General features: G+C 70.8%; 23 protein-coding genes and 1 pseudogene. 8 read left to right on the forward strand and 16 right to left on the reverse strand.

All coding sequences use genetic code 11. From position 1 onward, the window contains the following. Positions 1-15: 15 nt before the first annotated feature. From ACFYOB_RS14160 to ACFYOB_RS14185, 6 genes are all read right to left on the reverse strand, one after another. A complete protein-coding gene (locus ACFYOB_RS14160; protein ID WP_388559407.1) occupies positions 16-1,254 on the reverse strand; it encodes a YncE family protein in 1,239 nt (412 codons plus the stop codon). A gap of 130 nt (positions 1,255-1,384) precedes the next feature. Next, positions 1,385-2,545 carry an XdhC family protein gene (locus ACFYOB_RS14165; RefSeq protein ID WP_388559410.1) on the reverse strand — a complete coding sequence of 387 codons (1,161 nt, stop codon included), beginning with the start codon at positions 2,543-2,545 and terminating at the stop codon, positions 1,385-1,387. A gap of 71 nt (positions 2,546-2,616) precedes the next feature. Then, positions 2,617-4,080 carry an NCS2 family permease gene (locus tag ACFYOB_RS14170; RefSeq protein WP_388559412.1) on the reverse strand — a complete coding sequence of 488 codons (1,464 nt, stop codon included), beginning with the start codon at positions 4,078-4,080 and terminating at the stop codon, positions 2,617-2,619. A 331-nt stretch (positions 4,081-4,411) separates the two neighbouring features. Beyond that, positions 4,412-6,817: a xanthine dehydrogenase subunit D gene (gene pucD, locus ACFYOB_RS14175; RefSeq protein ID WP_328928326.1), complete on the reverse strand. Its 2,406-nt coding sequence runs from the start codon at positions 6,815-6,817 to the stop codon at positions 4,412-4,414. Positions 6,818-6,819: 2 nt separating this feature from the next. Continuing rightward, a complete protein-coding gene (locus ACFYOB_RS14180; protein WP_388559415.1) occupies positions 6,820-7,428 on the reverse strand; it encodes a (2Fe-2S)-binding protein in 609 nt (202 codons plus the stop codon). A gap of 2 nt (positions 7,429-7,430) precedes the next feature. Next, positions 7,431-8,327, reverse strand: coding sequence for a xanthine dehydrogenase family protein subunit M (locus ACFYOB_RS14185; RefSeq protein ID WP_326587260.1), 897 nt, complete (start codon positions 8,325-8,327; stop codon positions 7,431-7,433). A gap of 253 nt (positions 8,328-8,580) precedes the next feature. Between ACFYOB_RS14185 and ACFYOB_RS14190 the strand changes: the two genes are divergently transcribed. After that, positions 8,581-10,260: a PucR family transcriptional regulator gene (locus ACFYOB_RS14190; RefSeq protein WP_388559418.1), complete on the forward strand. Its 1,680-nt coding sequence runs from the start codon at positions 8,581-8,583 to the stop codon at positions 10,258-10,260. A gap of 170 nt (positions 10,261-10,430) precedes the next feature. Next, on the forward strand, positions 10,431-11,207 hold the full coding sequence (locus ACFYOB_RS14195; protein WP_388559421.1) for a hypothetical protein: 777 nt from the start codon (positions 10,431-10,433) through the stop codon (positions 11,205-11,207). Positions 11,208-11,290: 83 nt separating this feature from the next. Here the strand turns inward: ACFYOB_RS14195 and ACFYOB_RS14200 are convergent, their stop codons facing one another. Beyond that, positions 11,291-11,947, reverse strand: a complete 657-nt coding sequence (locus ACFYOB_RS14200) for a GntR family transcriptional regulator (RefSeq protein ID WP_388559424.1) — start codon at positions 11,945-11,947, stop codon at positions 11,291-11,293. 103 nt (positions 11,948-12,050) lie between these two features. Between ACFYOB_RS14200 and ACFYOB_RS14205 the strand changes: the two genes are divergently transcribed. Continuing rightward, positions 12,051-12,923 (forward strand): (2Fe-2S)-binding protein, encoded by an 873-nt coding sequence (locus ACFYOB_RS14205; protein WP_388559427.1) that lies wholly within the window; start codon positions 12,051-12,053, stop codon positions 12,921-12,923. A gap of 197 nt (positions 12,924-13,120) precedes the next feature. Next, complete coding sequence (locus tag ACFYOB_RS14210; RefSeq protein WP_388559430.1) at positions 13,121-14,182, forward strand: DUF2637 domain-containing protein; 1,062 nt, start codon at positions 13,121-13,123, stop codon at positions 14,180-14,182. A 50-nt stretch (positions 14,183-14,232) separates the two neighbouring features. On the opposite strand, the gene ACFYOB_RS14215 is transcribed toward ACFYOB_RS14210, so the two are convergent. The 6 genes and pseudogenes from ACFYOB_RS14215 to ACFYOB_RS14240 all read right to left on the reverse strand — a co-directional run bounded on the left by ACFYOB_RS14215 (position 14,233) and on the right by ACFYOB_RS14240 (position 19,027). Continuing rightward, positions 14,233-14,544, reverse strand: a complete 312-nt coding sequence (locus ACFYOB_RS14215) for an ATP-binding protein (protein ID WP_388559526.1) — start codon at positions 14,542-14,544, stop codon at positions 14,233-14,235. Between the two features lie 250 nt (positions 14,545-14,794). Next, positions 14,795-15,815 (reverse strand): annotated as a pseudogene (locus ACFYOB_RS14220) (thiamine pyrophosphate-dependent enzyme); the annotation flags it as partial. 350 nt (positions 15,816-16,165) lie between these two features. Then, on the reverse strand, positions 16,166-16,345 hold the full coding sequence (locus ACFYOB_RS14225) for a hypothetical protein (RefSeq protein ID WP_388559433.1): 180 nt from the start codon (positions 16,343-16,345) through the stop codon (positions 16,166-16,168). Positions 16,346-16,699: 354 nt separating this feature from the next. Continuing rightward, on the reverse strand, positions 16,700-18,298 hold the full coding sequence (locus ACFYOB_RS14230; RefSeq protein ID WP_388559436.1) for a protein phosphatase 2C domain-containing protein: 1,599 nt from the start codon (positions 18,296-18,298) through the stop codon (positions 16,700-16,702). 103 nt (positions 18,299-18,401) lie between these two features. Continuing rightward, positions 18,402-18,779: a hypothetical protein gene (locus ACFYOB_RS14235; protein WP_388559443.1), complete on the reverse strand. Its 378-nt coding sequence runs from the start codon at positions 18,777-18,779 to the stop codon at positions 18,402-18,404. A 56-nt stretch (positions 18,780-18,835) separates the two neighbouring features. Beyond that, positions 18,836-19,027 carry a hypothetical protein gene (locus tag ACFYOB_RS14240; protein WP_388559448.1) on the reverse strand — a complete coding sequence of 64 codons (192 nt, stop codon included), beginning with the start codon at positions 19,025-19,027 and terminating at the stop codon, positions 18,836-18,838. A gap of 434 nt (positions 19,028-19,461) precedes the next feature. Between ACFYOB_RS14240 and ACFYOB_RS14245 the strand changes: the two genes are divergently transcribed. The 4 genes from ACFYOB_RS14245 to ACFYOB_RS14260 all read left to right on the forward strand — a co-directional run bounded on the left by ACFYOB_RS14245 (position 19,462) and on the right by ACFYOB_RS14260 (position 23,217). Then, entirely contained in the window at positions 19,462-20,439 is a 978-nt protein-coding gene (locus tag ACFYOB_RS14245; RefSeq protein WP_388559451.1) for a helix-turn-helix domain-containing protein, read from the forward strand. Positions 20,440-20,463: 24 nt separating this feature from the next. Then, positions 20,464-20,949, forward strand: coding sequence for a DUF456 domain-containing protein (locus ACFYOB_RS14250; protein ID WP_388559454.1), 486 nt, complete (start codon positions 20,464-20,466; stop codon positions 20,947-20,949). A gap of 55 nt (positions 20,950-21,004) precedes the next feature. Beyond that, positions 21,005-21,376, forward strand: coding sequence for a PPOX class F420-dependent oxidoreductase (locus ACFYOB_RS14255; RefSeq protein ID WP_388559457.1), 372 nt, complete (start codon positions 21,005-21,007; stop codon positions 21,374-21,376). Between the two features lie 464 nt (positions 21,377-21,840). Beyond that, positions 21,841-23,217, forward strand: coding sequence for a hypothetical protein (locus ACFYOB_RS14260; RefSeq protein ID WP_388559460.1), 1,377 nt, complete (start codon positions 21,841-21,843; stop codon positions 23,215-23,217). 245 nt (positions 23,218-23,462) lie between these two features. On the opposite strand, the gene ACFYOB_RS14265 is transcribed toward ACFYOB_RS14260, so the two are convergent. The 3 genes from ACFYOB_RS14265 to rsgA all read right to left on the reverse strand — a co-directional run bounded on the left by ACFYOB_RS14265 (position 23,463) and on the right by rsgA (position 25,479). After that, positions 23,463-23,684 carry a helix-turn-helix transcriptional regulator gene (locus tag ACFYOB_RS14265; RefSeq protein ID WP_355913188.1) on the reverse strand — a complete coding sequence of 74 codons (222 nt, stop codon included), beginning with the start codon at positions 23,682-23,684 and terminating at the stop codon, positions 23,463-23,465. Further along, on the reverse strand, positions 23,684-24,175 hold the full coding sequence (locus ACFYOB_RS14270) for a DUF2975 domain-containing protein (RefSeq protein WP_388559463.1): 492 nt from the start codon (positions 24,173-24,175) through the stop codon (positions 23,684-23,686). The genes ACFYOB_RS14265 and ACFYOB_RS14270 overlap by 1 nt, the downstream gene beginning before the upstream one ends. Before the next feature lie 197 nt (positions 24,176-24,372). Next, positions 24,373-25,479: a ribosome small subunit-dependent GTPase A gene (gene rsgA, locus ACFYOB_RS14275; protein ID WP_388559466.1), complete on the reverse strand. Its 1,107-nt coding sequence runs from the start codon at positions 25,477-25,479 to the stop codon at positions 24,373-24,375. Between the last annotated feature and the right edge of the window lie 165 nt (positions 25,480-25,644).

Raw genomic sequence — 25,644 nt, forward strand, 5'->3', positions numbered from 1 at the left:
GCCTGGGCCGTGCGGCTACCGGGCGGCGGCGGGTCCGGTCCAGCCCGCCGGGACGCGGCCGAGGCGGACCCGCTGCGGGTGGTCGCCGACGGGGACGGAGACCCGCTTGGCGCCGGTGGCGAAGTCGATGGCCGTGACCCGGTCGGCGCCGCTCTCGGAGATCACGCAGGCCGTGCCGTCGCCGTCGACGGTGGCCCAGTACGGCTTGTCGGCGGGTACGAGCGGCCCTTCGGCGAGGGTGGCCCGGTCCACGACGGTCGCGTAGTCGTCCATGGTGCCCGCGATGCAGAGCTTGGTCCCGTCCGGGCTCATGGACATGCCGTGGTGGCGGGAGTCGTTGACCCACTTGGTGCGGTCGGTGCTGGTGGCGGGGTTCTCGGGGAGGGTCTTGAGGCGGGTGATCCGGTCGGTGGCCACGTCGTACTCCAGGAAGCCGTTGAAGAACGACACCTGGAAGTAGAGCTTCGACTCGTCGGGGCTGAAGGAGACGGGGCGTACCGCGTCCGACAGGTCCGGGCGGCCGAAGGCGTCCAGCCGCTCCCGCATGTCGATCACCCGGACCGTGCGGAAGGTCTGCGCGTCGACCACGGTGATCTTGCGGTCGCCCTTCGTCCAGTCCAGCCAGGGCGCGTCGAGGGCGGAGGTCACGTCTCCGATGGAGCTGTTCCACAGGAAGCGGCCGTCGCGGCTGAAGCTGTTCTCGTGGGGCTTGTCGCCGGTGCCGAAGGAGCCGACCTGCCGGCCGGTGGCCATGTCCAGGACGTGCACGGTGTTGGCGGTGGAGGCCGATACCGCGACCCGGGTGCCGTCCGGCGAGACGGCCATGTGGTCGGCGCGGTAACCGGCGACGGGAAAGCGCCAGTTGATCCGCCCCGTCCGCACGTCGACCGAGACGACGTCGGCGAAGCTGGGCCGGGAGGCGACCACGGCCGAGCCGTCCGGCGTGGTGTACATGTCGTCCACGAACTGGTCGTGGCCCTCGCCCGCCGTGGCGCGGATCCCCAGGAAGAAGCCGAGCTTCACGGGGTTGAGGTAGATCTCCCGGAGCCGTTCCTCCTTGTCGGGGATCACGTTGATCCGGCCGACCTTGGCGAGATCGCCGGTGGAGGCGAGGACGTCGGCGGTCCCCTCCCAGTTGTTCCCGACGAAGAGCACCTCGCGCAGGCCCTCTCCGGGCGCGGCCGCAGCCGGCGCGAAGGAGGTCAGCAGGGTGGCCGCGGCCAGCGCGCCCAAGGTGCGGAGGGTACGTGACATCCGTTCAACTCCGGTGTGGGGAAGGGATGGAGAGGATTCCTCCTGTTACCGGCCGGTAAAATAGGCGGAACGCGAAAAGGGCGCAACCCCTACGGGGCGCGCCCTTTTCTCACGTTCCGGCGTCAGCTCTTCAAGCGACGGAGCCGATCCGGCCGATCACCGTGGTCGAGGTGGCCTGGAGATCGGGGTGGATCGGGATGTGCGCCCCGGTCAGGGCGGCGCCGGTGCCGCCGCGGCGGTTGGCGACGATCTCGGCGGCGATGGACAGCGCCGTCTCCTCCGGGGAACGGGCGCCGAGGTCCAGGCCGATCGGGGAGCGCAGCCGGGCCAGTTCGAGCTCGGTCACGCCGACCTCGCGGAGCCGCTCGTTGCGGTCCTCGTGGGTGCGGCGGGAGCCCATGGCGCCGACGTAGGCGACGGGAAGCCGCAGGGCCAGTTCGAGCAGCGGCACGTCGAACTTGGCGTCGTGCGTGAGCACGCACAGGACGGTCCGGCCGTCGACCGCGGTGGTCTTGAGGTAGCGGTGCGGCCAGTCGACGACGATCTCGTCCGCCTCGGGGAAGCGGGTCCTCGTCGCGAACACCGGCCGTGCGTCGCACACCGTGACCCGGTAGCCGAGGAACTTGCCGATGCGCACCAGGGCGGAGGCGAAGTCGATGGCACCGAAGACGATCATCCGCGGGGGCGGGACGCTGGACTCGACCAGCACCTTCAGCGGCTCTCCGCAGAGCCGGCCGTCGGCACCCATCTCCAGCACGCCGGTCCGGCCGGCGTCGAGCATGGCGCGGGCCTCTTCGGCGATGGTGCGGTCCAGCTCGGGGTGGCCTGCGAAGCCTCCCTGGAAGGGACCCTCGGCGCGGACGAGCAGCGCGCGGCCCATCAGCTCGGCCGGACCCTCGGCTATCCGGGCGACCGCCGCCGCCTCCCCACGGGCGGCGGCGGCCAGACCGGCCGCGAACACTTCCCGTACGGGAGAGCCCACGGGGACCGGGGTCACGAGGATGTCGATGATTCCGCCGCAGGTCAGACCCACGGCGAAGGCATCGTCGTCGCTGTATCCGAAGCGCTCCCGGACGGTCTCGCCGTCCTGAAGTGCCTGCCGGCACAGCTCGTACACCGCGCCCTCCACGCATCCGCCGGATACCGAGCCGATGGCCGTGCCCTCGCCGTCCACGGCGAGTGCGGCCCCGGGCTGCCTGGGCGCGCTCCCGCCGACCGCCACGACCGTGGCGACGGCGAAGTCACGTCCCTGCTCGACCCACCGGTTCAGATCTTCGGCGATGTCCAGCATGTGCGGCCTCCTCGGAGACGTTCGGTTTCCAGTATCGGATGCGTGGAGGGTGGCTACGAATCGCGGCCGGGCTACTTGACCCCGAGCCAGCCCTCGATCGGGTGCAGGGCGAAGAAGACCACGAAGATCACGGTCAGCGCCCACATGAAGGCACCGATCTCGCGGGCCTTGCCCTGCGCGACCTTGATGGCCACGTAGGAGATCACACCGGCCGCGACACCCGCGGTGATCGAGTACGTGAAGGGCATGATCGCCACGGTCAGGAAGACCGGGATCGAGGTCGCGCTGTCGGCCCAGTCCACGTGGCGGGCGTTCTGCATCATCATCGCGCCGATGACGACCAGGGCCGCGGAGGCGACCTCACCCGGGACGATCTGGGTGATCGGGGTGAAGAAGAGGCAGGCGGCGAAGAAGAGGCCGGTGACGACGGAGGCGAGACCTGTGCGGGCTCCCTCGCCGACGCCGGTGGCGGACTCGACGAACACGGTCTGGCCGGAGCCACCCGCGATTCCACCGATGGCGCCACCGGCACCGTCGATGAACAGGGCCTTGGACAGGCCCGGCATGCGGCCCTTGTCGTCGGCGAGCTTGGCCTCGGTACCGACACCGATGATGGTGGCCATCGCGTCGAAGAAGCCGGCGAGCACCAGGGTGAAGACGATCATGCCGACCGTCATGACACCGACGTCGCCCCAGCCGCCGAAGGAGACCTGGCCGAAGAGCGAGAAGTCCGGCATCGAGACCGCCGAGCCGGTGAGCTCGGGGGCACCGCTGCGCCAGGCCTTCGGGTCGACGTCCGCGACGAAGTTGATGATCGCGGCGAGCACGGTGCCGCCGACGATGCCGATCAGGATCGCGCCGCGGACCTTGCGGGCCTGCAGCATGAAGATGGAGATCACGGTCACGCAGAAGATCAGAACGGGCCAGCCGGCGAGCTCACCCGCGGCACCGAGGGTCACGGGGGGAGCGAATTCCCCGCCGTTGCCGACGAAGCCGGCCTTCACGAGGCCGATGAGGGCGACGAACATGCCGATGCCCATGGTGATCGCGTGCTTGAGGGCGAGCGGGATCGCGTTCATGATCATCTCCCGGAGGCCGGTGACGACCAGGAGACAGATCACGACGCCGTACATCACGCACATGCCCATGGCCTGCGGCCAGGTCATCTGGGGGGCTACCTGCGAGGACAGCACACCGGAGACGGAGAGTCCGGCGGCCAGGGCGAGCGGCACCTTGCCGACGAAGCCCATCAGGAGCGTGGTCAGGGCCGCGGCGAACGCCGTGGCCGTGATGACGGCCTTCTGGCTCATCGTGTCTCCGGCGACGTCCTTGCCGGAGAGGATCAGCGGGTTGAGCAGGAGGATGTAGGCCATCGCCATGAAGGTCGTGATACCGCCACGAACCTCGTTGCCGACGTTGGATCCTCTGTGGGTTATGTGAAAGTACCGATCGAGCCAAGAACGCCCGGCGGGATTGAGAGAGCCGTCGCCGGCCTCTTCCGCGGTGGTCTTGGGCTCTACAGACGACTGGGTCATGGTGCCTAACTCCCAAGGTTCAAAGGGGCACCCGCATGAAGATTGGAGACGCGGGATTTGGGAAACTCCGTTTGGCTGCACGACCCGGGGTGACGGCCCGAGGCGACGCGAATTCTCATTGCGTGTACTGCGGGTACTGCGGGATTACCGCTGGTACTTCGGTACTGCTGGGGGTGTTCTCGCAGGATTACTGCCGGATGAAGCGAGCCGCGAGCGGTGCGGTACTTCATGTACTCCGGGCGGTGCGGTGTGAAGTGTGACGTTCCCATGTCGCACCACCCGGAGAGTCTGAGGGGGTCCGGGGGCCTCGCGGCCCCCGGACCACGCCGTCCTAGAGGGTTCCCGTGAGGGCTTCCGGACGGATCGGCGTCTTGTTGAGCTCCAGACCGGTCGCCTGCCGGATCGCCGCGAGGACGGCCGGGGTGGACGAGAGGGTCGGAGCCTCGCCCATACCGCGAAGGCCGTACGGCGCGTTCGGGTCGGCGAGCTCCAGGACGTCGACCGGGATGGTCGGGGTGTCCAGGATGGTCGGGATCAGGTAGTCCGTGAAGGAGGGGTTGCGCACCTTCGCGGTCTTCGGGTCCACGATGATCTCTTCCATGATCGCCACGCCGAGGCCCTGGGTGGTACCACCCTGGATCTGGCCGACCACGGAGAGCATGTTCAGGGCCTTGCCGACGTCCTGCGCGGTCGCCAGCTCGACGACCTTGACCAGGCCGAGCTCGGTGTCCACCTCCACGACCGCGCGGTGCGCGGCGAAGGTGTACTGGACGTGGCCGTCGCCCTGGCCGGTCTTCAGGTCGAAGGCGACGGTCGGGCGGTGACGGAACTCGAGTTCGAGGTCGATCGCGTCCTCGCCCTCCAGGATCTCCGCGATGTCCGCGAGGACCTCGCCACCGTCGGTGACCACCTTGCCGCCCTCGAGGAGCAGCTCGGCGGTGGCCCACGCCGGGTGGTAGGACCCGTTCTTGCGGCGGCCGATCTCCAGGACGGCCTCGCGGACGGCCTCACAGGTGTTCTTCACCGCGCCACCGGTCATGTACGTCTGCCGCGAGGCGGACGTGGAACCGGCGGAGCCGACCTGCGTGTCGGCCGGGTGGATGGTCACCTGCGTGACACCCAGCTCCGTACGGGCGATCTGGGCGTGGACGGTGACACCGCCCTGGCCGACCTCCGCCATGGCCGTGTGGACCATCGCGACGGGCTCGCCGTTGATGACCTCGAGGCGCACGCGGGCCGTCGAGTAGTCGTCGAAGCCCTCGGAGAAGCCGACGTTCTTGATGCCGACCGCGTAGCCGACGCCGCGGACGACGCCCTCGCCGTGGGTCGTGTTGGACAGGCCGCCCGGCAGCGCGCGGACGTCCGCGCCCTCGCCCGCGGTCTCCCACTGGCGCTCCGGCGGCAGCGGGCGGGACTTGACCCGGCGCAGCAGCTCGGCGACCGGGGCCGGGGAGTCCACGACCTGGCCGGTGGGCATGATCGTGCCCATCTCCATGGCGTTCAGCTGACGGAACTCGACCGGGTCCATGCCCAGCTTCGCCGCGAGCTTGTCCATCTGGGCCTCGTAAGCGAAGCAGGCCTGGACGGCGCCGAAGCCGCGCATCGCGCCACAGGGCGGGTTGTTCGTGTAGAGCGCGATCGCCTCGATGTCGACGTCCTCGATGACGTACGGGCCCACCGAGAGGGACGACGCGTTGCCGACGACGGCCGGGGAGGCCGAGGCGTAGGCACCACCGTCGAGGACGATCTTGCACTTCATGTGCGTGAGCTTGCCGTCCTTGGTGGCGCCGTGCTCGTAGTAGAGCTTCGCCGGGTGACGGTGCACGTGACCGAAGAAGGACTCGAACCGGTTGTAGACGATCTTGACCGGCTTGTTCGTGGCCAGCGCGAGGAGGCACGCGTGGATCTGCATCGAGATGTCCTCGCGACCACCGAAGGCACCGCCGACGCCGGAGAGCGTCATGCGCACCTTCTCCTCGGGGAGACCGAGGACGGGGGCGATCTGCTTGAGGTCCGAGTGCAGCCACTGGGTGGCGACGTAGAGGTCGACACCGCCGTCCTCGGACGGCACGGCCAGGCCGGACTCCGGGCCGAGGAAGGCCTGGTCCTGCATGCCGAAGGTGTACTCGCCCTCGACGATGACGTCGGCGCGCTTGCGGGCCTCTTCCACGTTGCCGCGGATGATCGGCTGGCGGTGCACGATGTTCGGGTGCGGGACGTGACCGGAGTGGTGGTCGTCGCGACCCTCGTGGATCAGCGGCGCGCCTTCGGCGAGTGCCGAGGCCTCGTCCGTGACGACCGGCAGCTCCCGGTAGTCGATCTTGATCTTGGCGGCCGCGCGGCGGGCGGTCTCCGGGTGGTCGGCGGCCACGAGGGCGACCGGCTCACCGTGGTGGCGTACCCGGCCGTTGGCGAGAACCGGGGTGTCCTGGATCTCCAGGCCGTAGTTCTTCATCTCGGCCGGCAGGTCGTCGTACGTCAGCACCGAGTAGACACCCGGCATGGCCAGGGCCTCGGAGATGTCGATGGACGCGATCTCGGCGTGGGCGACGGTGCTGCGCAGGGTCTGGCCCCACAGCATGTCCTCGTGCCACATGTCCGAGGAGTACGCGAACTCACCCGTGACCTTGAGGGTGCCGTCCGGGCGGAGCGTGGACTCGCCGATGCCGCCCTTGGTGTGCTTCTGCGTGACGTTGGTCGGCGTACCCGCCGGAACCGTGCGCGTGTTCTGGGCCATGGTCAGACCGCCTCAGACTGACGGGCGGCCGCGAGGCGGACCGCGTCGAGGATCTTCTCGTAGCCCGTGCAGCGGCACAGGTTGCCGGACAGGGCCTCGCGGATGTCCTGGTCGGACGGGGAGGAGTTCTCCTCCAGCAGCGCGTCGGCCTGGACCAGGAGGCCCGGGGTGCAGAAACCGCACTGGACGGCGCCGGCGTCGATGAACGCCTGCTGGATGTTGGAGAGCTGCACGCCCTCGCCGGTCTGCGAGTCGCCCGGCTTGGCCTGCCACTGCTTGGCCGCGTCCAGGGAGACGCCGCCCTTGCTGCCGCAGCCGCCGCCGGCGGCGCAGGCACCGCCGTGGCCGTGCTCGTCGCGCTGCTTGGCGAAGTCCGCCAGGCCCTCGACGGTCACCACGTCGCGACCCTCGACCTGACCGGCCGCGACCAGACACGAACAGACCGGCACGCCGTCGAGACGGACGGTGCAGGAACCGCACTCGCCCTGCTCACAGGCGTTCTTCGAACCCGGCAGGCCCAGGCGCTCGCGCAGGACGTAGAGGAGGGACTCGCCCTCCCACACGTCGTCGGCTTCCTGCTGACGGCCGTTGACAGTGAAATTGACGCGCATGATTACGCAGCCCCTTCAAGCGAGCGGCCGTTGCCGGTACCGCGGTACTGCTCCCAGGTCCAGACGAGCTGGCGGCGAGCCATGATGCCGACCGCGTGACGGCGGTACTTCGCCGTGCCGCGGACGTCGTCGATCGGGTTGGCCGCGCCGGAGGCGAGGTCACCGAACTGCTTGGCGATCGACGGGGTGATGACCTTGCCGGACTCCCAGAAGCCGCCCTCTTCGAGCGCGGCGTTCAGGAACTCCTCGGCGGCCTTCGCGCGGATCGGGGTCGGCGCGGCCGAACCGATGCCGGTGCGAACCGTGCGGGTCTCGGGGTGCAGTGCCAGGCCGAAGGCGCAGACGGCGATGACCATCGCGTTGCGGGAGCCGACCTTGGAGTACTGCTGGGGGCCGTCCGCCTTCTTGACGTGGACGGTCTTGATGAGCTCGTCGGCGGCGAGCGCGTTGCGCTTGACGCCGGTGTAGAACTCGTCGATCGGGATCAGGCGCGAGCCGCGTACGGACTCCACCTCGACCTCGGCGCCCGCCGCGAGGAGCGCGGGGTGGGAGTCACCGGCCGGCGAGGCGCAACCGAGGTTGCCGCCGACGCCGCCGCGGTTGCGGATCTGCGGGGACGCGACCGTGTGCGAGGCGAGCGCGAGTCCCGGAAGTTCCGTACGGAGGTTCTCCATGATCTGCGTGTACGGGACGGAGGCGCCCAGACGAACCACGTCCTCGCCGACCTCCCACTCCCGCAGCAGACCGATGCGGTTCAGGTCCAGGAGGTACTCCGGCCGACGGTGGTCGAAGTTGATCTCGACCATTACGTCGGTGCCACCCGCAATCGGCACAGCTGTGGGGAACTCGGCCTTAGCGGCGAGCGCCTCCTCCCAGCTGGCGGGGCGAAGGAAGTCCATGAGCGGCTCTCTTCTTCTTCATCGTGTCGTTGACTTCAAGCCAGGAGGCCTGAGGCCCTCGACTGGTCGTTCACGTGCTGTTAACGCGGTGTGGACTCAGTACACCGGCCGCCTGTCCCCCGGGTGCAGTCACCGAAACCATGAAGGAGTTGGCTGGCGGCCTCCCTCGTCTTGTAGATTCGTATGAAAGGCAGGATGCGACGACCTGCCCGATTTCCAACGGCAACATTCGAGACAGATCGGCGGCGACATCATGCGGCTGCGCGCACTGCTGGAAACCGAGGCGCTGGGGCTGCGGCTGCTGGGCGGCGAGGAAGAACTCGACCGGACGGTTCGCGGGGTCATGACGACCGACCTGCGCGATCCCAGCCGATACCTCACCGGGGGCGAACTCGTCCTCACCGGCCTGGCCTGGCGAAGAAATTCAGCCGATTCAGAGCCGTTCGTACGAATCCTCGCGAGCGCCGGCGTCGCCGGGCTCGCCGCGGGCGAGGCGGAGCTGGGAGACATCCCGGAAGATCTGGTTTCAGCCTGTCGGCGCAACCGGCTGCCGCTGTTCGCCGTGAACGAAGACGTTGCATTCGCCACGATCACCGAGTACGTGGTGCGACAGGTTTCCGGCGAGCGCGCGGGCGATCTGGCGGCCGTCGTCGACCGCCATCGCCGTCTGATGACCTCGGGCCCGGCGGGCGGCGGACCCGATGTGGTGCTGGATCTGCTCACCACCGACCTCGATCTCCGGGCCTGGGTGCTCTCGCCCACGGGCCGGCAGATCGCCGGCGCCGGGGAGCCGCTGACGCCGGGCATCTGCTCGGCGCTGGCGAGTGAGCACCTCGCGGCGGTCCGGACGGGCCGCAGGGGGCCGCACCGGATCTCCATTCAGGGTATTACCTACTCCCTCTTCCCGATCAGGGGACAGGGCCGCGGAGCCGCGGGCCCGGCCGCCCGGGACGTGCGCGAGAGCGTGCTGTCGGACTGGCTGCTGGCCGTCGAGGCGGACGCCGGCGACTGGCCCGCCGAGCGCCTGGACCTGCTCCAGGGCGTCACCCAGCTGATCGCCGTCGAGCGGGAGCGGCGCGACGCCGCCCGCACCGTGCGCCGCCGCCTCGCACAGGAAGTCCTCGAACTGGTCCAGACGGGTGCCCCGCCCGCCGAGATCGCCGCCCGCCTGCGGGTGGCGGCCCCGGTGCTGCTGCCCGGACTGGGCTCGGCCCCGCACTGGCAGGTCGTCGTGGCCCGGGTCGACTGGGACGGCGGGGACATCCCCGGCGGCCCGGTGGCCCAGTCGCTGCTGGAGGAGATCCTCGTCGACCCGTCCGTCTCGGGGCCGGAGCCCTCGGACCGGATCGCCGTCGCCCACTCCGGCGACGAGGCCATCGCCCTCGTACCGCTGCCGACGCTGATCGGGGAGAGCGGGGAGGACAAGGGCCCCGACTCGGCCCTGCACGCCGACGAGCTGCTCTCGGCCGTACGGGACCCCCTGCAGGCCGGTCTGGCCGACGACGGGCGCCTGACGCTCGGCGTCAGCGCGGCCGTCCACTCCGCCGAGGGGCTGCGCGGGGCGCTGGAGGAGGCCCGGCACGCCCGCCGGGTCGCCGCGGCCCGCCCGGGCCGGGTCTGCGCGGCGGGCCACCACGAGCTGGCCTCGCACGTGCTGCTGCTGCCGTTCGTGCCGGACGACGTGCGCCGCGCCTTCACCGCCCGGCTGCTGGACCCGCTGCGGGACTACGACCGGCGTCACCGGGCGGAGCTCATCCCGACGCTGGAGGCGTTCCTCGACTGCGACGGATCCTGGACCCGCTGCGCGACGCGGTTGCACCTGCACGTCAACACGCTGCGCTACCGGGTCGGGCGAATCGAGCAGTTGACGTCGCGGGACCTGTCCCGGCTGGAGGACAAGCTCGACTTCTTCCTGGCACTGCGCATGAGCTGAGAAGATCCACCCCCCGGCCGCCGGGGGGTGGCTGATGATCCGTCCGGACTTTGTGAAAAGGTTCACCCGACCCCTTGGCCGGAGCCGTCGATCCGTGCTCTCATTTCGCCCCAGGGCTCAACGATGTGCTGCTTGATTGCTTTGGGGAGGGCAATGTGGCGGATACCGCCATGTCGAGTGCCGGATCCACCGGGGGAGACGACCCCCTCCAGCGGGCGATATGGCGGCTGCGCTCGCGCGGCTGTTGGACCGACGCGGCGGCGCTGCTGACACCACACGTCGGCGAGCCCGCCCACGCGGGGGCGGCGGTGCAGCGGACCGCGCTGCTGGTCGAACGTTGCCTGTTCACGGGGCAGGGCTGGGCCGAGGCCGAGGACGCGCTGCGGATCGCCGAGGCGGTGGCGCGGGACGACGACGACCGCGGCGCGGCCGCCTGCGAACGGGGTCAGCTGGCGTACGCGGCCACCGTGCTCGGCGTACGCGACCGGGCCGACGAGGCCCGCTCCGCGCTGGGCCGCGCGGCGGCCCTCCTCGCGCCAGGATCCCGGACCCGGCCGCTGCTGGACTTCCGGCGCGGGCTGGTCGCGGAGCACCTGGCGGACGACCCGCAGTCGGCTCGTCCGGCGTACCACCGGGCGCACGCGGGGGCCGAGGCCCACGGGGACACGCTGCTGCTGTCCTTCACCTGGCGGCATCTGGCGGCGCTGGCCCTGCGGGACGGCGAGGTGGCGGAGGCCCGCAAGGGGTTCATGGAGTCCCTGCGGATCCGCGAAGAGCTGGGCTTCCTGATCGGCACGGCCCCGGCGCTGGCCGCGCTGGCCGAGGCCGAGCCGGAGCCCGAGGCGGCCCGCCTCCGTGCGGAGGCCCGCCGCCTGTTCCACCTCCTGGGCGGCATCCCCACCTGGCTGGCGGACCAGCTCCAGCCGGCCCCTTCACCTGCGGTGTAGCCCCGGGCCGGGCCGGATTGCCCTGTGGGCGACCCGGCCCCACCCGGCGGCAGGTGCGAGCGTGGCCCAGCCCGCATCCCGGTTCAGAGCGCCGGGCTCGCGAAGTGTTCGCGTACGAGGGACTCCACCACGCCGAGGTCACCGGCGATCAGCGCCTCCAGCAGCGCCGAATGCTCGGCCGCGTCGGCGACGAGTTCCGCCCGCCGCACCCGCGCAGCGCCCGGCAGGGGCCACTGCGCCCGGCGGTGGAGCTCCTCGGCCACCTGGACCAGCTGGTCGTTGCCGGCCAGCGCGAGCACCTCGCGGTGGAAGGCCCGGTCCGCCTCCGCGTAGCCCGGCACGTCGCCGGCGGCCGCCGCCTCCGCCGTCGCGGCGGCCGCCGGCCGCAGGGCCTCCCACGTCGCCGTCGGCATGCCGCGGGCAAGCCTCAGCATCACGGGGACTTCGAGCAGGGCCCGTACCTCGGCCAGCTCGGCCAGCTCGCGCGCGGTGTGCGACAGGACGCGGAAGCCGCGGTTCGGGAGGCATTCCACCGCCCCCTCCAGGGCCAGCTGCTGCATCGCCTCGCGTACGGGTGTCGCGGAGACCCCGAAACGCTCCCCCAGCGCGGGCCCCGAGTAGATCTCGCCCGGCACCAGCTCGCCGTCTACCAGCGCCGCGCGCAGGGCGTCGAGGATCTGCCCGCGCACCGAATGGCGTAGCACCTTCCGGGCGGTTTTCTGCGCCGGAATCAACGGCACGCGGTCCTCCTCCAGCTCTCGACCTGTTCTGAGGATACGACCTGATCGCGATCGGGTAAGGTAAGGCTAACCTGTTAACGATCGCGCGATTCGGTGGTCCCTCATGACCGTCACGGCCGTTCCCCCCACCCCGGACGTCACGTCCGCCCCGCCGTCCTCCGCGGTGGCGGACGCGTACGCCCGCCTGACGGAGGCGTTCGGCGGGCTGCGGGTCGCGGAACGGGCAGCGCACGAAGACCCGCCCAGCGGCGCGGGCTGGGTCCGCGCGGAGGACCTCGCGGCGGGCGGACCGGCCCTGGACGCCTTCCTCGCCTGGGACGACGCCCAGGTGCTGCGGGACTACGGGCGCCAGGCCCGCCCGGACGTGGTCGCGAGCTTCGGGCTGCACCGGTACGCGTGGCCGGCCTGCCTGCTGATCACCGTCCCCTGGTTCCTGCACCGGCGGGTCCCCCGGCTCCCGGTCTCCGAAGTGGCCTTCCACCGGACGCTGGGCCGGATGACCGTGCGGGTCGACGGCTTCGCCTGTCTGCCGGACGACCCGGCGGCCGCTCTCCCCGGGGCCCGTGTCGTGCCCGACGAGGAGGCGCTGCGCGGCGAGGTGCGGGCAGCGGTGGCCCAGCACCTCGGCCCCGTGCTGGAAGGTTTCGGCCCGCGCATGAGACGCGGCCGCCGCGCCCTGTGGGGCATGGTGACCGACGAGGTCGTGGAGAGCCTCTGGTACATCGGCCACCTGCTCGGCGAGGAGCGGCGGGCCATGGCCGAGCTGGAGGCGCTCCTGCCCGGTTCGACCGCCCCCTACACCGGGGGCGCGGGCTTCCGTACCCTCCTCGGACCGGACGGCACGGAGCTGCCCACGCGGGACCGGGCCAGTTGCTGCCTCTTCTACACGATCCGGCCCGACGACACCTGCGTCACCTGCCCCCGGACCGGCGACGCGGACCGCGTCGCCCGGCTCACGGCGGCCGCCACCGCCTGAACCCACCCGTAAGGGTGGCTGTAATCGAACTCAACCAAGAGCGGACGAGCGTCAGTTCGAGGAACAACACCCTATCCGGCGGGCCCGGCCCCCCGATGGCGTCCTCTTGCCCCGAATCCCGCGTGCACGGTCGGTCACCTGCGCCACTATGGCGCCCGGAAGCCGCACAGCCGCAGACGCGAGGCAAGGAAATCCGCATGAGACTGACCGACATATCGCTGGACTGGCTGCTGCCCGGCAGCCTGCTGATCCTGGGCGTACTTGCGGCAGTTGCGGTACTGGCCCGCGGCAAGCGCGAGAGCGAGAAGGCCGCGACCGAGGACAGCTGGGAGCGCAGCGAGGAGCGTCGCAGGCGCAAGGAAGCCGTCTACGGGACCGCCTCGTACGTCCTGCTCTTCTGCTGCGCGGCGGTCGCCGCCGCGCTCTCCTTCCACGGGCTCGTCGGCTTCGGCCGGCAAAACCTCAACCTTTCCGGGGGCTGGGAGTACCTGGTCCCCTTCGGCCTCGACGGCGCCGCCATGTTCTGCTCGGTGCTCGCCGTCCGCGAGGCCAGCCACGGCGACGCGGCCCTCGGCTCGCGCATGCTGGTCTGGCTGTTCGCGGGCGCGGCCGCATGGTTCAACTGGGTGCACGCACCGCGCGGGATGGGCCACGACGGGGCTCCGCAGTTCTTCGCCGGCATGTCGCTCTCGGCGGCCGTCCTCTTCGACCGGGCCCTCAAGCAGACCCGCCGCGCGGCGCTGCGCGAGCAGGGCCTGATCCCCCGCCCGCTGCCGCAGATCCGCATGGTCCGCTGGCTGCGGGCGCCCCGGGAGACCTTCGGCGCCTGGTCGCTCATGCTGCTGGAAGGGGTGCGCACCCTCGACGAAGCCGTGGACGACGTGCGCGAGGACAAGAAGGAGAAGGAGAACGACCGGCACCGCCGGAGGGAGCAGCACCGCCTGGACCGCGCGCACATCAGGGCGCTCGGCCGGCAGAACAGGGCATTCGGGCGGGCTCGCGCCCGCGAGGGCGACATGCCGGGGCTGGCCCCCGGAACGGGCTCCGCGCCGGTCGGCGCGGAGCCGGCCATACCCGAACGGGACCAGCTGCCACCCCTGCGCCGAAGGCCCTCCCTGCAGGCCGTCAGCACGACCGACTCCTTTGAGGTGACCGGCTCCCGGACGGTGGACCTCACCGCCGAGGACGACACCCAGGCGCTCCCCCGGCTCGACTCGCTGGAGCGCAAACTGAAGGACCTTGAGCAGCAGTTCGGCTGACCGGTTCTGCACCGGGACGTCCGGTGGAACCCCGGAGGGCTCGCCTTTCCTCAGGCGAGCCCTCCGTCCAGTTCGAACCAGACCACCTTGCCGCGTCCCGGTCCCGCCACCTCCACGCCCCACGCGTCGGCGAGGGCCTGCACCAGCATCAGCCCCCGGCCGTGCGTACCGTCGTCGGCGGTCGGTACGTACGGCAGGGGCCGGCGGGAGGCGTAGTCCCGGACCTCCACCCGTAACCGGGCGGCGGCGAGGCTCGCGGACACCTCCGCGCCCTGCTCGGTGTGGACGAGGGCGTTTGTGACGAGCTCGGTGATCAGGAGTTCGGCCACCTCCGCGCAGTCGGCCTCGCACCGGTGCCGCATCAACTCCCGTAACGCCCGCCGGATTTCACCCACGGCCTTCAGGTCCGCCCGGCGCACGCTGCGGGTGATCTCCACCCCGTCCGCCGCTTCCCCGTCCTCGACCGACGGTTCGCGCGGTACAGGCCGGCCCCTCCTCCACGGCTTCCCCGTCTTCGCCCCCACCCGCACGGCGATGCCCCTCCCGCGTCCACTGCTCTCGAACAGGTCTACGGGATGCATGCCCCCCGGGCGGATCCGCACTCCTGCGGGCTTATGAGCGCGGTACGTCGCGGAGGTTGGATCGAGCCATCTCGATCATGCGGCCCACTCCGCCGTCCAGCACGATCTTGCTGGCGGAAAGTGCGAATCCGGTCACCACCTCGGCGCTGATCCTCGGCGGAATCGACAGGGCGTTGGGGTCGGTCACCACATCCACCAGAGCGGGCCCCCGGTGCTTGAAGGCGTCCTTCAAAGCCCCTGTGAGCTGCTTGGGCTTCTCCACGCGAACCCCGTGGGCACCCGCCGCGCGGGCGATGGCGGCGAAGTCGGGGTTCTTGTTCGTCGTCCCGTAGGAGGGCAGGCCGGAAACCAGCATCTCCAACTCGACCATACCGAGAGATGAGTTGTTGAAGGGGGCACTTTGACGGGCAGGTCGTACTGCACCAGGGTGAGGAAATCTCCCATCAGCATCGAGAAACCGCCGTCGCCCGACAGCGACACCACTTGACGGTTCCGGTCGGTGAACTGTGCGCCGATGGCCTGCGGGAGGGCGTTGGCCATCGAGCCGTGACTGAAGGAGCCGATGATGCGCCGCTTGCCGTTCGGGGAAAGATAGCGCGCGGCCCACACATTGCACATGCCCGTGTCGACGGTGAACACGGCGTGATCGTCTGCCAGTTCGTGCAGCACCGACGCCACGTACTCGGGGTGGATGGGCGCGTGCTTCTCGACCTTCCGCGTGTAGGCCTTGGCCACGCCCTCCAGCGCGTCCGCGTGCTTCTTCAGCATCCGGTCCAGGAAGCGGCGGTCCGTCTTGGCCTTCACGCGGGTGTTCAGGGTGCGCGGGGTCTGCCGTACGTCTCCCCAGACGGCCAGGTCCAACTGCGAGCGGCGGTCGAGGTGTCCGGCCGGATGTCCACCTCGACGATCTTCACGTCGTCGGGCAGGAAGGCGTTGTACGGGAAGTCCGTGCCGAGCAGGATCAGCAGGTCGCACTCGTGGGTCGCCTCGTAGGCCGCGCCGTAGCCGAGGAGCCCGCTCATGCCGACGTCGTACGGGTTGTCGTACTGGTGATACCTGCGTACGTGAATGCGAGCACGGCCCTCAGGGCCTCTCCGGCGGGTTGCGGGACCGGTATCCGTCCCTGCGTCGCCGGTGACCCACTCTCGACAGGCGTCACCCGAAGGGAAGGTGCCGCCACCGCCACCGCCGCCACCACCGTTACCGCCGAAAGCCTCACCCCGGGTGAGTGCGAGCAGGGCGGCGGACCGGTCAGTTGGGCGAACAGCACCTGCAAGGGCGGTACGGGCGACGGGCAGATGGTCGACTGGAAACCCCACTGGGCGCCCCGCAGCCACGTCCCGCGGGGCGTGGCTGCGCGAGCATGCTGCAACATCACAATTACACCGAGATACGTACGCCGCTAAGGCTTGTCGTACTGGATCCACTCCTTGCCGCGCAGGGCGTGCCCGATGGGCGCCTTGACCAGGCCGGCGAACTCCATCACCGCGGCGTGCGCCCGGGAGGTGCCGATCTTGCCGTCGCCGGGGCGCACCGAGGGCCGGGCGGTGACGAGGGCGTGCGCTCGCTGGAGTGGCTGCACTCGGTGAACAGCCGGTCGGGATGGGTCTCCTGGAAGTAGCCGAGGCCGATCTCCGAGGAGGGGATGTGGGAGGCGAGCGCGAGCACCGGGGCCATCGAGGGGTGGGCGTCGCACAGGCCGATGATCAGGTGCAGGTTGGGCCGCAGGCGGCGAGCCGGCCGCGAAGGACGCCGTCTCCTCGTGGCGGACCTGGATCCGGTCGGTGTCACCCCGACCGGCGGACGCACGAGGATGTCGACGAGTTGCTGCGCCACGTTCTGCTTGGCCGTGGGGGAGGCACCCTTCGCGGTCTGCGGACCGGTCCCGTCCGCTCCTCCGTTGCGTGTGCCTCCCCTCCAGCCATGCGTTCGCCCGTTACGCCTCCCAGACGGCGGCGGCCGTGCGGTCGTCGGCGTAGCCCTTGAGGCGGAGCTGGGTGTCCGCGAGGAAGGCGGCGAGGCCGGGCGGCTCCCGGTCGGCCCAGCGCGCCGCGAGTTCGGCCGTGAGGAGCCCCTCCTCCCGCATCGGCTCGGCCAGGCCGCCGGAGCACAACAGCAGGGTGTCGCCGGGGCGGGCCACGGACGCGCGGAACCGGAAGCCGCCGTCGACGGGGTCGGTGGCCTCGGGCCCTTCTCGGGTCCCGGTGGTCCCGGTGGTCCCGGTCGGGTCGCCGGGAGGGCCGGCCGCCGGTTCCAGGTCCTGCCACGCACCGGACCGGAGCCGGAACAGCCCGCCCGCGCCGGAGCCGAAGCACACGCGGGTCCGGCACTCGGGGTCCACCGGGAGCAGCAGTCCGCGCACTCCGGCGGTGTACGCCTCCTCGGCGAGCCCCAGCTCGGCGGCGCGGGCCCGCAGCCGCCCGTACCCCCGGTCGGTGAGGCGCTGGAGGCCGGAGCGCAGGGCGTCGCGGCGCCCGGCCCGGATGTCGTCGGCCAGCCGCTCCTGACTGCGCCCGACGGCGGCCGCGATGGTGCGGCAGAGCTCGGCGGCGGCCTCGGCGGCTCCGGGGGCGGACCGGTCGCCGCCGGCGAGGGCCACCAGGACCAGGGCGTCGTCGCCGCCGCCGAAGCGGGCGGTGAGCAGGAAGTCCCGGCGGGCCTCGCCGCGGAAGCGGGCGGAGTCCCCGCGCAGGGAGGCGGCGCGCAGGGTGTACGTACCGTAGCGGGCGCCCTCCAGGACGGTGTCGGGGGTCAGCCCGTCGAGGGCGGCGGGGTCGGCGGGCGGGAGCGCGCCGGGCTCGGCGGCGTACGTGGGGGCCCGGTCGCCGAGGTGACGCACCTCGGGCCGCCGCTCCGGCTCCGCCGGTCCGGGTGCGGGTGCGGGTGCAGGTGTGGCTGCAGGTGCGGGCTGTGGGGCGTCCCGGTGCCGGGCCGGGAGTCCGGACTGCGGCACCGGTGGTACGTCCACGTCCCCGAGGGCGTACCCGGTGACACCCCCGGCCCGCGGATCCCGCAGGGGCGCGGGCGGTACGGGCGGTACGGGCGGCTGCTGATCCGGAGCCGGACGCGGCCCCGGTACCCCGGCCGCCCCTGGCGGAGCCGGGGACGGCGGCGTGACCGGCGGGGGCGGCGGGGCCGGATCCCATGGCGGAGCCGGGGACGGCGGTCGGGCCGGCAGACCCGGATCCCGCCCCGGCACCCCGGAGTCCAGCGGCGGGGCCGGGGGCGCCGCGGGCGGCCAGCCCGGCGGGGGTGGGGGCGGGGAGCGGCGGGGTCCCGGGAGGAGCGGCTCAGCGGCGGGAGGGACGGGAGGGGCGGGAGGCTCCGGCGGCCGCGCGGGCGCCGCCTCGGGTCCCGGCACCGCCGCTCCCGGTGCCGGTCCCGGCACCGGGTCCGCGTCCGGATCCGTGGTCAGGACCGCCGCCGAACGGAAGCGGTTGTCCAGGGTGTCCCCCGGGTCGGCTTCCGGGACCGCGTCCGGGTCCTCGTAGAGCTTCTGCCACCAGTCGTCCGCACCCGCGCCCTGCTGACTCATGTCCCCATTCTCGGCCTCCCGCACGGGCGGAAAACACCGAATCCGCGAAAAGGGGTCCACCGGGCCGCCGCCCGGTGGACCCCTTCCTCATGACCCGTAACGACTAGCGGACGTCGTACGCCCTCGCGACCGCCTGGGTCACGGATGCGCCGTTCGCGTCAGGCAGTTCGACCTTCCGCGAGACCGGCTTGCCCGCGGCTCCGGCGTGGTCCACGACCGCGGACCACCAGCCGCCGCGCTCGCTCACCTTCGCGTCCGTCCAGTTCTCACCGTCGTAGGAGTACGACAGCTTCGCGGACTTCAGCGCGCCGGCTGCGTAGCCCGCGTGCCCGGTGACGCCCAGCCCGATGCTCTGGCCGTTCGCCGCCGGGGCCGTCTTCATCCCGTCCAACGGGGCCTCGTAGCACGGGAAGAGGACCGGGCGTCTCTGCGAGCAGGCCGACGCGTCGAGCTTCGAGGTGAAACCCCAGGTCGTCCGCACCGAGGTGGACCGCTGCCAGACGCGCGACGGCGAACCGACCTCCTCGATGGACTGGGTCAGTTCGTACCGCCCTCCTCGGCCGGGACCTCGAAGCCCCCGAACGGGTACCAGCTGTCGCCGATGACCTCCCCGTCGCGGCCCAGCTGGAGGCTGCCGGAGAAGGGGGTGAGACGCGCACGCCGTTCGCCGTGGCGACGACGGTACTGCGAACTCTCCAGCTTCGCCGCCGGGTCGAGGGCGAGCGGCACCTTGACGTACGCGGGCCGGCCGCGTCGGTGGAGACCACGATCCGGTCTCCGGTGACGAGGGTGACCGTGACGGGGGCGGTGGGCTGCTGCCCGGCCGCCTCACTTCCCACGAGTGGTCTCTTTCCCGCTTCGGACGCTCCGTCGCTCGGCTCTGCCGTCGACGGGCCGACGGTGGTGACGGCCAGGACGGCCGCGGTGGCCGCCCCGAGCGCCGTGCGCGATATCGGGCGCATCGCTCTCCCCAGGCGAATTCCGGCCAACTGCTGCCATGCACGGCAAAGCTGCCGCGTAAGTGGCTTATGGCCAGCGGATGTTGGTGCTGCGGCGGCGTCACCTTGGCAGAGTGGCGGGGGGTGCGGCGATGATGTCCGCGGCGGGTTCGCGCCGTGGCCGCTTCCCGCCAGGCGGCGTGTGCTGAGAGGTGGGTGGACGGGTTGCTGGGTGCGATAGGCCTGGACGAGGGCCAGGAGTCGGCGTACCGCGCGCTGGTGGCGCTGGGGGCGGCGGAGGTGCCCGACCTCGCGCACCGGCTGACCCTGCCGGTGCCGCAGACCGAACGGGCACTGCGGCACCTGGAACGGCAGGGGCTCGCGGCGCAGTCCTCCGCCCGGCCGGGCCGCTGGGTGGCGGCCCCGCCGGGAGTCGCCCTCGGCGCGCTGCTCACCCAGCAGCGGCACGAGCTGGAGCAGGCGGAGGTGGCGGCGGCGCTGCTGGCCGAGGAGTTCCGGGCCGAGGCCGCCGAACCGGCGGTGCACGACCTGGTGGAGGTGGTGCAGGGCGCGAGCGCGGTGGCGCACCGCTTCCACCAGGTCCAGCTGGGCGCGGTGGAGGAGGTCTGCGCGCTGGTCACCGGCCGGCCGCACGTGGTGACGGGCACGGACAACGAGGCGGCGGACCGGGCCTCCGTACGCGGTGTCGACTACCGGGTGGTCATCGAGCGGGAGGTGCTGAGCACGCCGAGCGGCATCCGGGAGGCGTCGACGGCGCTGGCCCGGGGCGAGCGGGTCCGGGTGACGGGGGAGGTCCCGACGAAGCTGGTGATCGCGGACCGGACGCTCGCCATGGTCCCGCTGACGGCGCGCGGGGCGGAGCCCGCGGCGCTGGTGGTGCACGCGTCGGGGCTGCTGCAGTCGTTGACGGGCTTGTTCGAGGCGGTGTGGCGGGAGTCGCTGCCGCTACGGCTGGGCTCGTCGGGCTCGCCGGAGGAGTCCGACGGCGGACCGGACGCCACGGACCTGGAGATCCTGTCCCTGCTGCTGGCGGGAATGACGGACGCGAGCGTGGCCAAACACCTGGAGCTGGGCCTGCGGACGGTGCAGCGGCGCGTGAAGGGCCTGATGGAGCTGTCCGGGGTCACGACACGGCTACAGCTGGGCTGGCACGCGTACGAGCGGGGCTGGGTGGCCCGATAGCCCCTGATCGGTCACGCTGAGCAGATGGATCCGCCGCAGCTGCTCCTGGTGGGGCTGGTGCTGCTGCTCGGGCTGATCGGGGTGCTGGTCCCCGGCGTGCCGGGGACCTGGCTGGTGTGGGCGGGTGTCATGTGGTGGGCGCTGCACGAACGGTCGGCGCCGGCCTGGTCCCTGCTGGTCGCGGCGACGGCCCTGCTGCTGGTGGTGCAGGTGGTGAAGTGGCTGCTCCCGCCTCGCCGGCTGCGGGGGGTGGCGGTGAGCCGCCGGATGGCGGTGTACGCGGGGGCCGGCGCGGTCCTGGGCTTCGTGCTGATCCCGGTGCTGGGGGCGGTCCCGGGTTTCGTGGGCGGCATCTACCTCTGCGAGCGGCTCCGCCTCGGGACGCACGGCGAGGCATGGGCGTCGGTACGGACGGTGATGCGCGCGGTGGGCACGAGCGTGCTGGTGGAGCTGTTCGCGTGCCTGATGGTGGTGGGGGCGTGGCTGGGCGCGGTGGTGGCGGGGGTCTGACGCCCTAGGACCGCGGCCCGATGCGGGTGGCCACGGCCTCTGCGAGGCTTCCGGTATGAAGGACTTCGAGGGTTTCAGCGAGGCGGAACTGACGTACCTCCGCTCCCAGCGCCTGGGCCGCCTGGCCACGGTGGACGCGACCGGGCAGCCGCAGGCGAACCCGGTGGGCTTCTTCCCTCAGGAGGACGGGACGATCCTGGTGGGCGGGATGGCGATGGGCGCGACGAAGAAGTGGCGCAACCTCCAGCGGAACCCGCGGCTGGCGCTGGTCGTGGACGACCTGGTGAGCGCCCACCCGTGGCGGGTGCGCGGCATCGAGATCCGCGGCCACGCCACGCTCGAAGTGGGCCCGCACACCCTGGGCCCCCACTTCAGCCCGGAGGTCGTCCGCATCCACCCGGACCACGTCCACACGTGGGGCCTCTGACCGGCGGGAGAGCCCCTGCCTCAAACACCCCGGCGGGGCAGGAAGTTCCAGCCCCGCCGGGTGTGGGTCGTTCGCAAGATCCGGCCGTGTCAGGAGATGGGCTCTTTGTCGTACATGCCGCCGACGCAGGTCCACAGGCCGGTATCGGAGTCGTACTGCACCTTTCCGCCATTCGCCGTGCACGTAGGCTTGTCGACACTGGGCACGGCAGCATGCGCGACAGAGCCCATGGTTCCAAGAGCGGCCAATATCACGGCAGCGGCGAATCCGAGAAGACGTCTACGCATGGGGAGCTCCCGTCAGGACGAGTGATTCGTCATGCCCAGGTTCACCCCACGCCGCGTCAAGGCGCGCACCCTGTTAGCCCAATCGGGTGACAGGCACGCCCCTGCCATTACACGGATGGCGCATCCGAGGTGCGCCTCCGAGGGGCGGGTACCCTGCGCAAGGGGCACGCTGGTGTCATGGCTAACACGCCCGTGATATCCGTAGGGGCACCGGATGAGCTCGGCTTGCGAAAAGTCATCATCGACGGTAAATACGCAGGCAGAGTGTGGTCACCCAGAGAGCTCCAACGACTCCTGACACGTGCTGGTGTGGCGTTCGGGCACGACATCCAATGGATCGGCGGAGACAGTACTGTCTGGCCGGATCGCCCGCGGCCCCGGCGAACCGTCGGCACAGTCATGGCCGTCGGCCTCCTCACGACTTCATTCGTGCTCGCTAAGATCGGCATAGCAGACACGCTGGATGCCCTCACTTACGGTGGACGAATCGCAGGAGTCACCTTCCTCGCCCTGGCCCTGATCGAAGTTATTGCCGCGCTGGCCACTCTCGACTACTGGCGTAAGCGGCAGATGAAATACTCAGGGGCACTCGTCCTGTTCGGAGCTCTGGTCGCCCTCGGCATAAGCTCAGTGCTCCTCATAGTGCAGATCAGCGGCCATGTGTACAACATCTACCTGCTGCTTTGGGTGCCCCTCACGCTCTGGTCTTCATGGGCTCTGTGGATACTCACTCGCAGCCGGGCATGGGAGGGCATTCGCAATCCCAGGCGCATCGCGATCGGGGCGCTCGTCCCAGCTCTCCTCGCTGTCACCAACCTGACGTACTCACAATTCTATGTCCCCTATGTCACATCTCCGCTGGTGCAGAGTGGAGCTGAATTCAGAGCGCCAAGCCTGGACAAGGACAGGAAGACGATGTACCTGCCGGTCCATCTGTACGTGAAGAATTCTGGACAGGTTCCGGTATACGTCCTCGGCAGCATCTTCTGGATCAGGGGCCTGCCCAAGAGCGATGACAAGTACACGCAGATCGACTCTGACGAGTTCGTCAAACCGCCAGGACGGGCCTTGAATCCAGGAGAAGAATTTGCGCAGGATGCGGTCATCGAGATCCACAATCCCGGTACGGCCAACTACGAAGCAGTCAGCGCCCAAACCGAGCTTTACGTGATCAGGAAAGACAGAATGATAATGAGCGCCGACTATGAGCATTCCTGGAAGAATGCCAAGACGTACATCCCGAAAGGTGAAGATGTCCCCAAGGGGCCTCCTGGCGCAGAGTTCAGATATCAATCCGGGATCTCGAACAGCAATGAGCTTCTCAATGTGACCAGAGGAAAGCAGTGCGTAACACTGTGGTGGGTGAAGGACAAGGATGGTGTGACATTTATCCACGTGGTTGTGACGCCGCCGGGACAAAGAAAAGCCGACCTTCTCACCAGCAGCAACAAGAATAAATCGACTATGGATCGGTACGGCCTGACGAAGGTGCGCGGCTCAATGGCACAGACGCCCTTCGTGGAACTCCAGGAGAAGGCTCAGGAGCAGCGCTAAGGGCTGTCCCGTAATCCCCGGCGGGTCAGCGCACAGCGTCGGATGCGGTGAATCGCAAGGCGGAGGGGCGCCCTCATACTGGGCGTATTCGGGCGTTCCGACAACGCGGCGAGGTGCCGTAGCCGGCGTCGTGCGCCCGCCGGGGATTACGGGACAGCCCTTAGACCCGGGGCTTCGACGCAATCGGGTGACATCCGGGTCGGCCAAAGGCAGGCGGCCGGCGATGACGCGTCGGTGGGCCCGGTTCATTCGCCCGCGGTGTCCTCGGCCTCCCAGCGCAGCAGGTCGCCCGGCTGGCACTTGAGCACCTCGCAGAGCGCGGCGAGCGTCGCGAAGCGCACCGCCTTGGCGCGGCCGTTCTTGAGTACCGCCAGGTTGGCGGGCGTGATCCCCACGCGGTCCGCGAGCTCGCCCACGGACATCTTCCGTTTGGCCAGCATCACATCGATGTCGACGGCGATCGGCATCAGATCACCTCGTCCAACTCGGCCTGCATCCGCGCCGCTTCGCCGTCGCGCGCGACGGCCTGGGCGAGCAGCATCCGCAGCACGAGCACGATGAGCGCGACCCCCAGGATGGCCAGGCCGACCCCGCCCATGATGACGGTGACGCCCGGGTCCTCCCGCTGGCCCGGCGCATTGATGACCGTGATCGCGAACCACAACAGGGCAGCGGCCACGATCGCACCGATCACGCCGTCCACGTAACGGAAGGCGGCGTGGGAGAACACGGTTCCGCGTCGCACCATCGTCACCAGCCGCCATACGCAGACCAGGGCGACCTGGGCCGACATCATGCCCAGGATCACGATCACGCGCAGCGGGGTCAGCGGGAGCGAACCGTCCTCCGGGTCGCTCCCGCTGACCAACACCCACACCATCAATGCCTGTACGAACACGGTGCCGGCGAGCACCACCGCGAGCACGGCGCGCAGCGCACCCACTGTCAGCTTTCCCATGACCCACCCTTCCATCGAGTTGCGATGGGAATCTATCGAGTTTCGATAGGTAGGGGCAAGGGCTGGGTCGGAGGGTGGGTGGATGGTGTGGGTGGGTACCCGGGGCGCTGGACCCGGGCACCAGGGCGCGGGCAGGTGCCGCACAGCGGCAGACCGGCCCGCGCCCCGGACCGACCCCGACGAAGCCCCGTCACGGGTCAGACCCGGCCGCCGCGCTTCGCCGCGTAGTTGGAGCGGCCCTCCGCCGACTTCAGACGCCAGTCACGGCGGATCTCCGAGCGGACCCTGGCGTCCGTCTTCGCCACGATCCGCTGGTTCTCCCTCAGCAGCTTGCGGTAGCTGCCCAGGCGGCGCTCGGCCAGCTCGCCCGAGGCCACAGCGGCCTGCACCGCGCACCCAGGCTCCGCCTCGTGGGCGCAGTCGTGGAAGCGGCACCGTGCCGCGTACTCCTCGATCTCCGAGAAGGCCTGTCCGACCCCGGCCTCGGCGTCCCAGAGCCCGACGCCGCGCAGCCCCGGCGTGTCGATCAGGACGCCGCCGCCCGGCAGGGCGAGCAGGTTGCGCGTCGTCGTGGTGTGGCGGCCCTTGCCGTCGACCTCGCGGGCCTCCTGGACCTCCATGACATCGGCGCCGAGCAGCGCGTTGGCCAGCGTGGACTTGCCGGCGCCCGAGACGCCGAGCAGCACACTGGTGCCGTCCGCGACGACGGCGGCGAGGACGTCCGTGCCCTCCCCGGTGAGGGAGGAGACGGTGAGGACCTGGACCCCCGGCGCGGTGGCCTCCACGTCCTGGACGAGGTGGGCGAGCGTGGCCGGGTCCGGGACGAGGTCCGTCTTGGTGAGCACGACCAGCGGCTGGGCTCCCGACTCCCACGCCAGGGCCAGGAAGCGCTCGATGCGCCCGAGGTCCAGTTCGACGGCGAGGGAGACGGCGATGATCGCGTGGTCGACGTTGGCCGCGAGGATCTGCCCCTCGGACCGCTGTGAGGACGTGGAGCGTACGAAGGCGGTCCGGCGCGGCAGGTACGCCTTCACGTAGCGCGGCTTGCCGGCCGCCTCCACCGCCGCCCAGTCCCCGGTGCAGATGACGCGGAGCGGGTCGTGCGGGGTGACGAAGGCGGTGTCGGCGCGGACGATGCCGTCCTCGGTCATGACGTCGCACTGACCGCGGTCGACGCGTACGACCCGGCCGGGCACGAGGCCCTGCTCGGCGTACGGGGTGAACTCGGCCGCCCAGGCGTCGTCCCAGCCGAAGGGGCTGAGCGCGTGCGAGAGCGAAGAGGACTGCGGGAAAGAAAAAGACAAGGGAAACCCTTCACAGGGTGGCCCCGGCAGCGCGCACCCGCCCGGTGGCGGCGCGCGAAGAGATGTGTGTGAGGTCAGCCGGAGACCACAGAAGTGACATTGATGGTCTTCTGAGTGCGGGCAGCGCCCTGAACGACGACAGTCATCAATGAACTCACCTCCGGG

This window comes from Streptomyces sp. NPDC006463 (assembly GCF_042870715.1).
Classification (GTDB): Bacteria; Actinomycetota; Actinomycetes; order Streptomycetales; family Streptomycetaceae; genus Streptomyces.

Bases quoted from the DNA above. Each gene is read 5' to 3' on its own strand.
- ACFYOB_RS14160 (WP_388559407.1), bottom strand. From the start codon at position 1,254: ATGTCACGTACCCTCCGCACCTTGGGCGCGCTGGCCGCGGCCACCCTG.
- ACFYOB_RS14165 (WP_388559410.1), bottom strand. From the start codon at position 2,545: ATGCTGGACATCGCCGAAGATCTGAACCGGTGGGTCGAGCAGGGACGT.
- ACFYOB_RS14170 (WP_388559412.1), bottom strand. From the start codon at position 4,080: ATGACCCAGTCGTCTGTAGAGCCCAAGACCACCGCGGAAGAGGCCGGC.
- pucD (WP_328928326.1), bottom strand. From the start codon at position 6,817: ATGGCCCAGAACACGCGCACGGTTCCGGCGGGTACGCCGACCAACGTC.
- ACFYOB_RS14180 (WP_388559415.1), bottom strand. From the start codon at position 7,428: ATGCGCGTCAATTTCACTGTCAACGGCCGTCAGCAGGAAGCCGACGAC.
- ACFYOB_RS14185 (WP_326587260.1), bottom strand. From the start codon at position 8,327: ATGGACTTCCTTCGCCCCGCCAGCTGGGAGGAGGCGCTCGCCGCTAAG.
- ACFYOB_RS14190 (WP_388559418.1), top strand. From the start codon at position 8,581: ATGCGGCTGCGCGCACTGCTGGAAACCGAGGCGCTGGGGCTGCGGCTG.
- ACFYOB_RS14195 (WP_388559421.1), top strand. From the start codon at position 10,431: ATGTCGAGTGCCGGATCCACCGGGGGAGACGACCCCCTCCAGCGGGCG.
- ACFYOB_RS14205 (WP_388559427.1), top strand. From the start codon at position 12,051: ATGACCGTCACGGCCGTTCCCCCCACCCCGGACGTCACGTCCGCCCCG.
- ACFYOB_RS14210 (WP_388559430.1), top strand. From the start codon at position 13,121: ATGAGACTGACCGACATATCGCTGGACTGGCTGCTGCCCGGCAGCCTG.
- ACFYOB_RS14215 (WP_388559526.1), bottom strand. From the start codon at position 14,544: ATGCGGCACCGGTGCGAGGCCGACTGCGCGGAGGTGGCCGAACTCCTG.
- ACFYOB_RS14230 (WP_388559436.1), bottom strand. From the start codon at position 18,298: ATGAGTCAGCAGGGCGCGGGTGCGGACGACTGGTGGCAGAAGCTCTAC.
- ACFYOB_RS14250 (WP_388559454.1), top strand. From the start codon at position 20,464: ATGGATCCGCCGCAGCTGCTCCTGGTGGGGCTGGTGCTGCTGCTCGGG.
- ACFYOB_RS14255 (WP_388559457.1), top strand. From the start codon at position 21,005: ATGAAGGACTTCGAGGGTTTCAGCGAGGCGGAACTGACGTACCTCCGC.
- ACFYOB_RS14260 (WP_388559460.1), top strand. From the start codon at position 21,841: ATGGCTAACACGCCCGTGATATCCGTAGGGGCACCGGATGAGCTCGGC.
- ACFYOB_RS14265 (WP_355913188.1), bottom strand. From the start codon at position 23,684: ATGCCGATCGCCGTCGACATCGATGTGATGCTGGCCAAACGGAAGATG.
- ACFYOB_RS14270 (WP_388559463.1), bottom strand. From the start codon at position 24,175: ATGGGAAAGCTGACAGTGGGTGCGCTGCGCGCCGTGCTCGCGGTGGTG.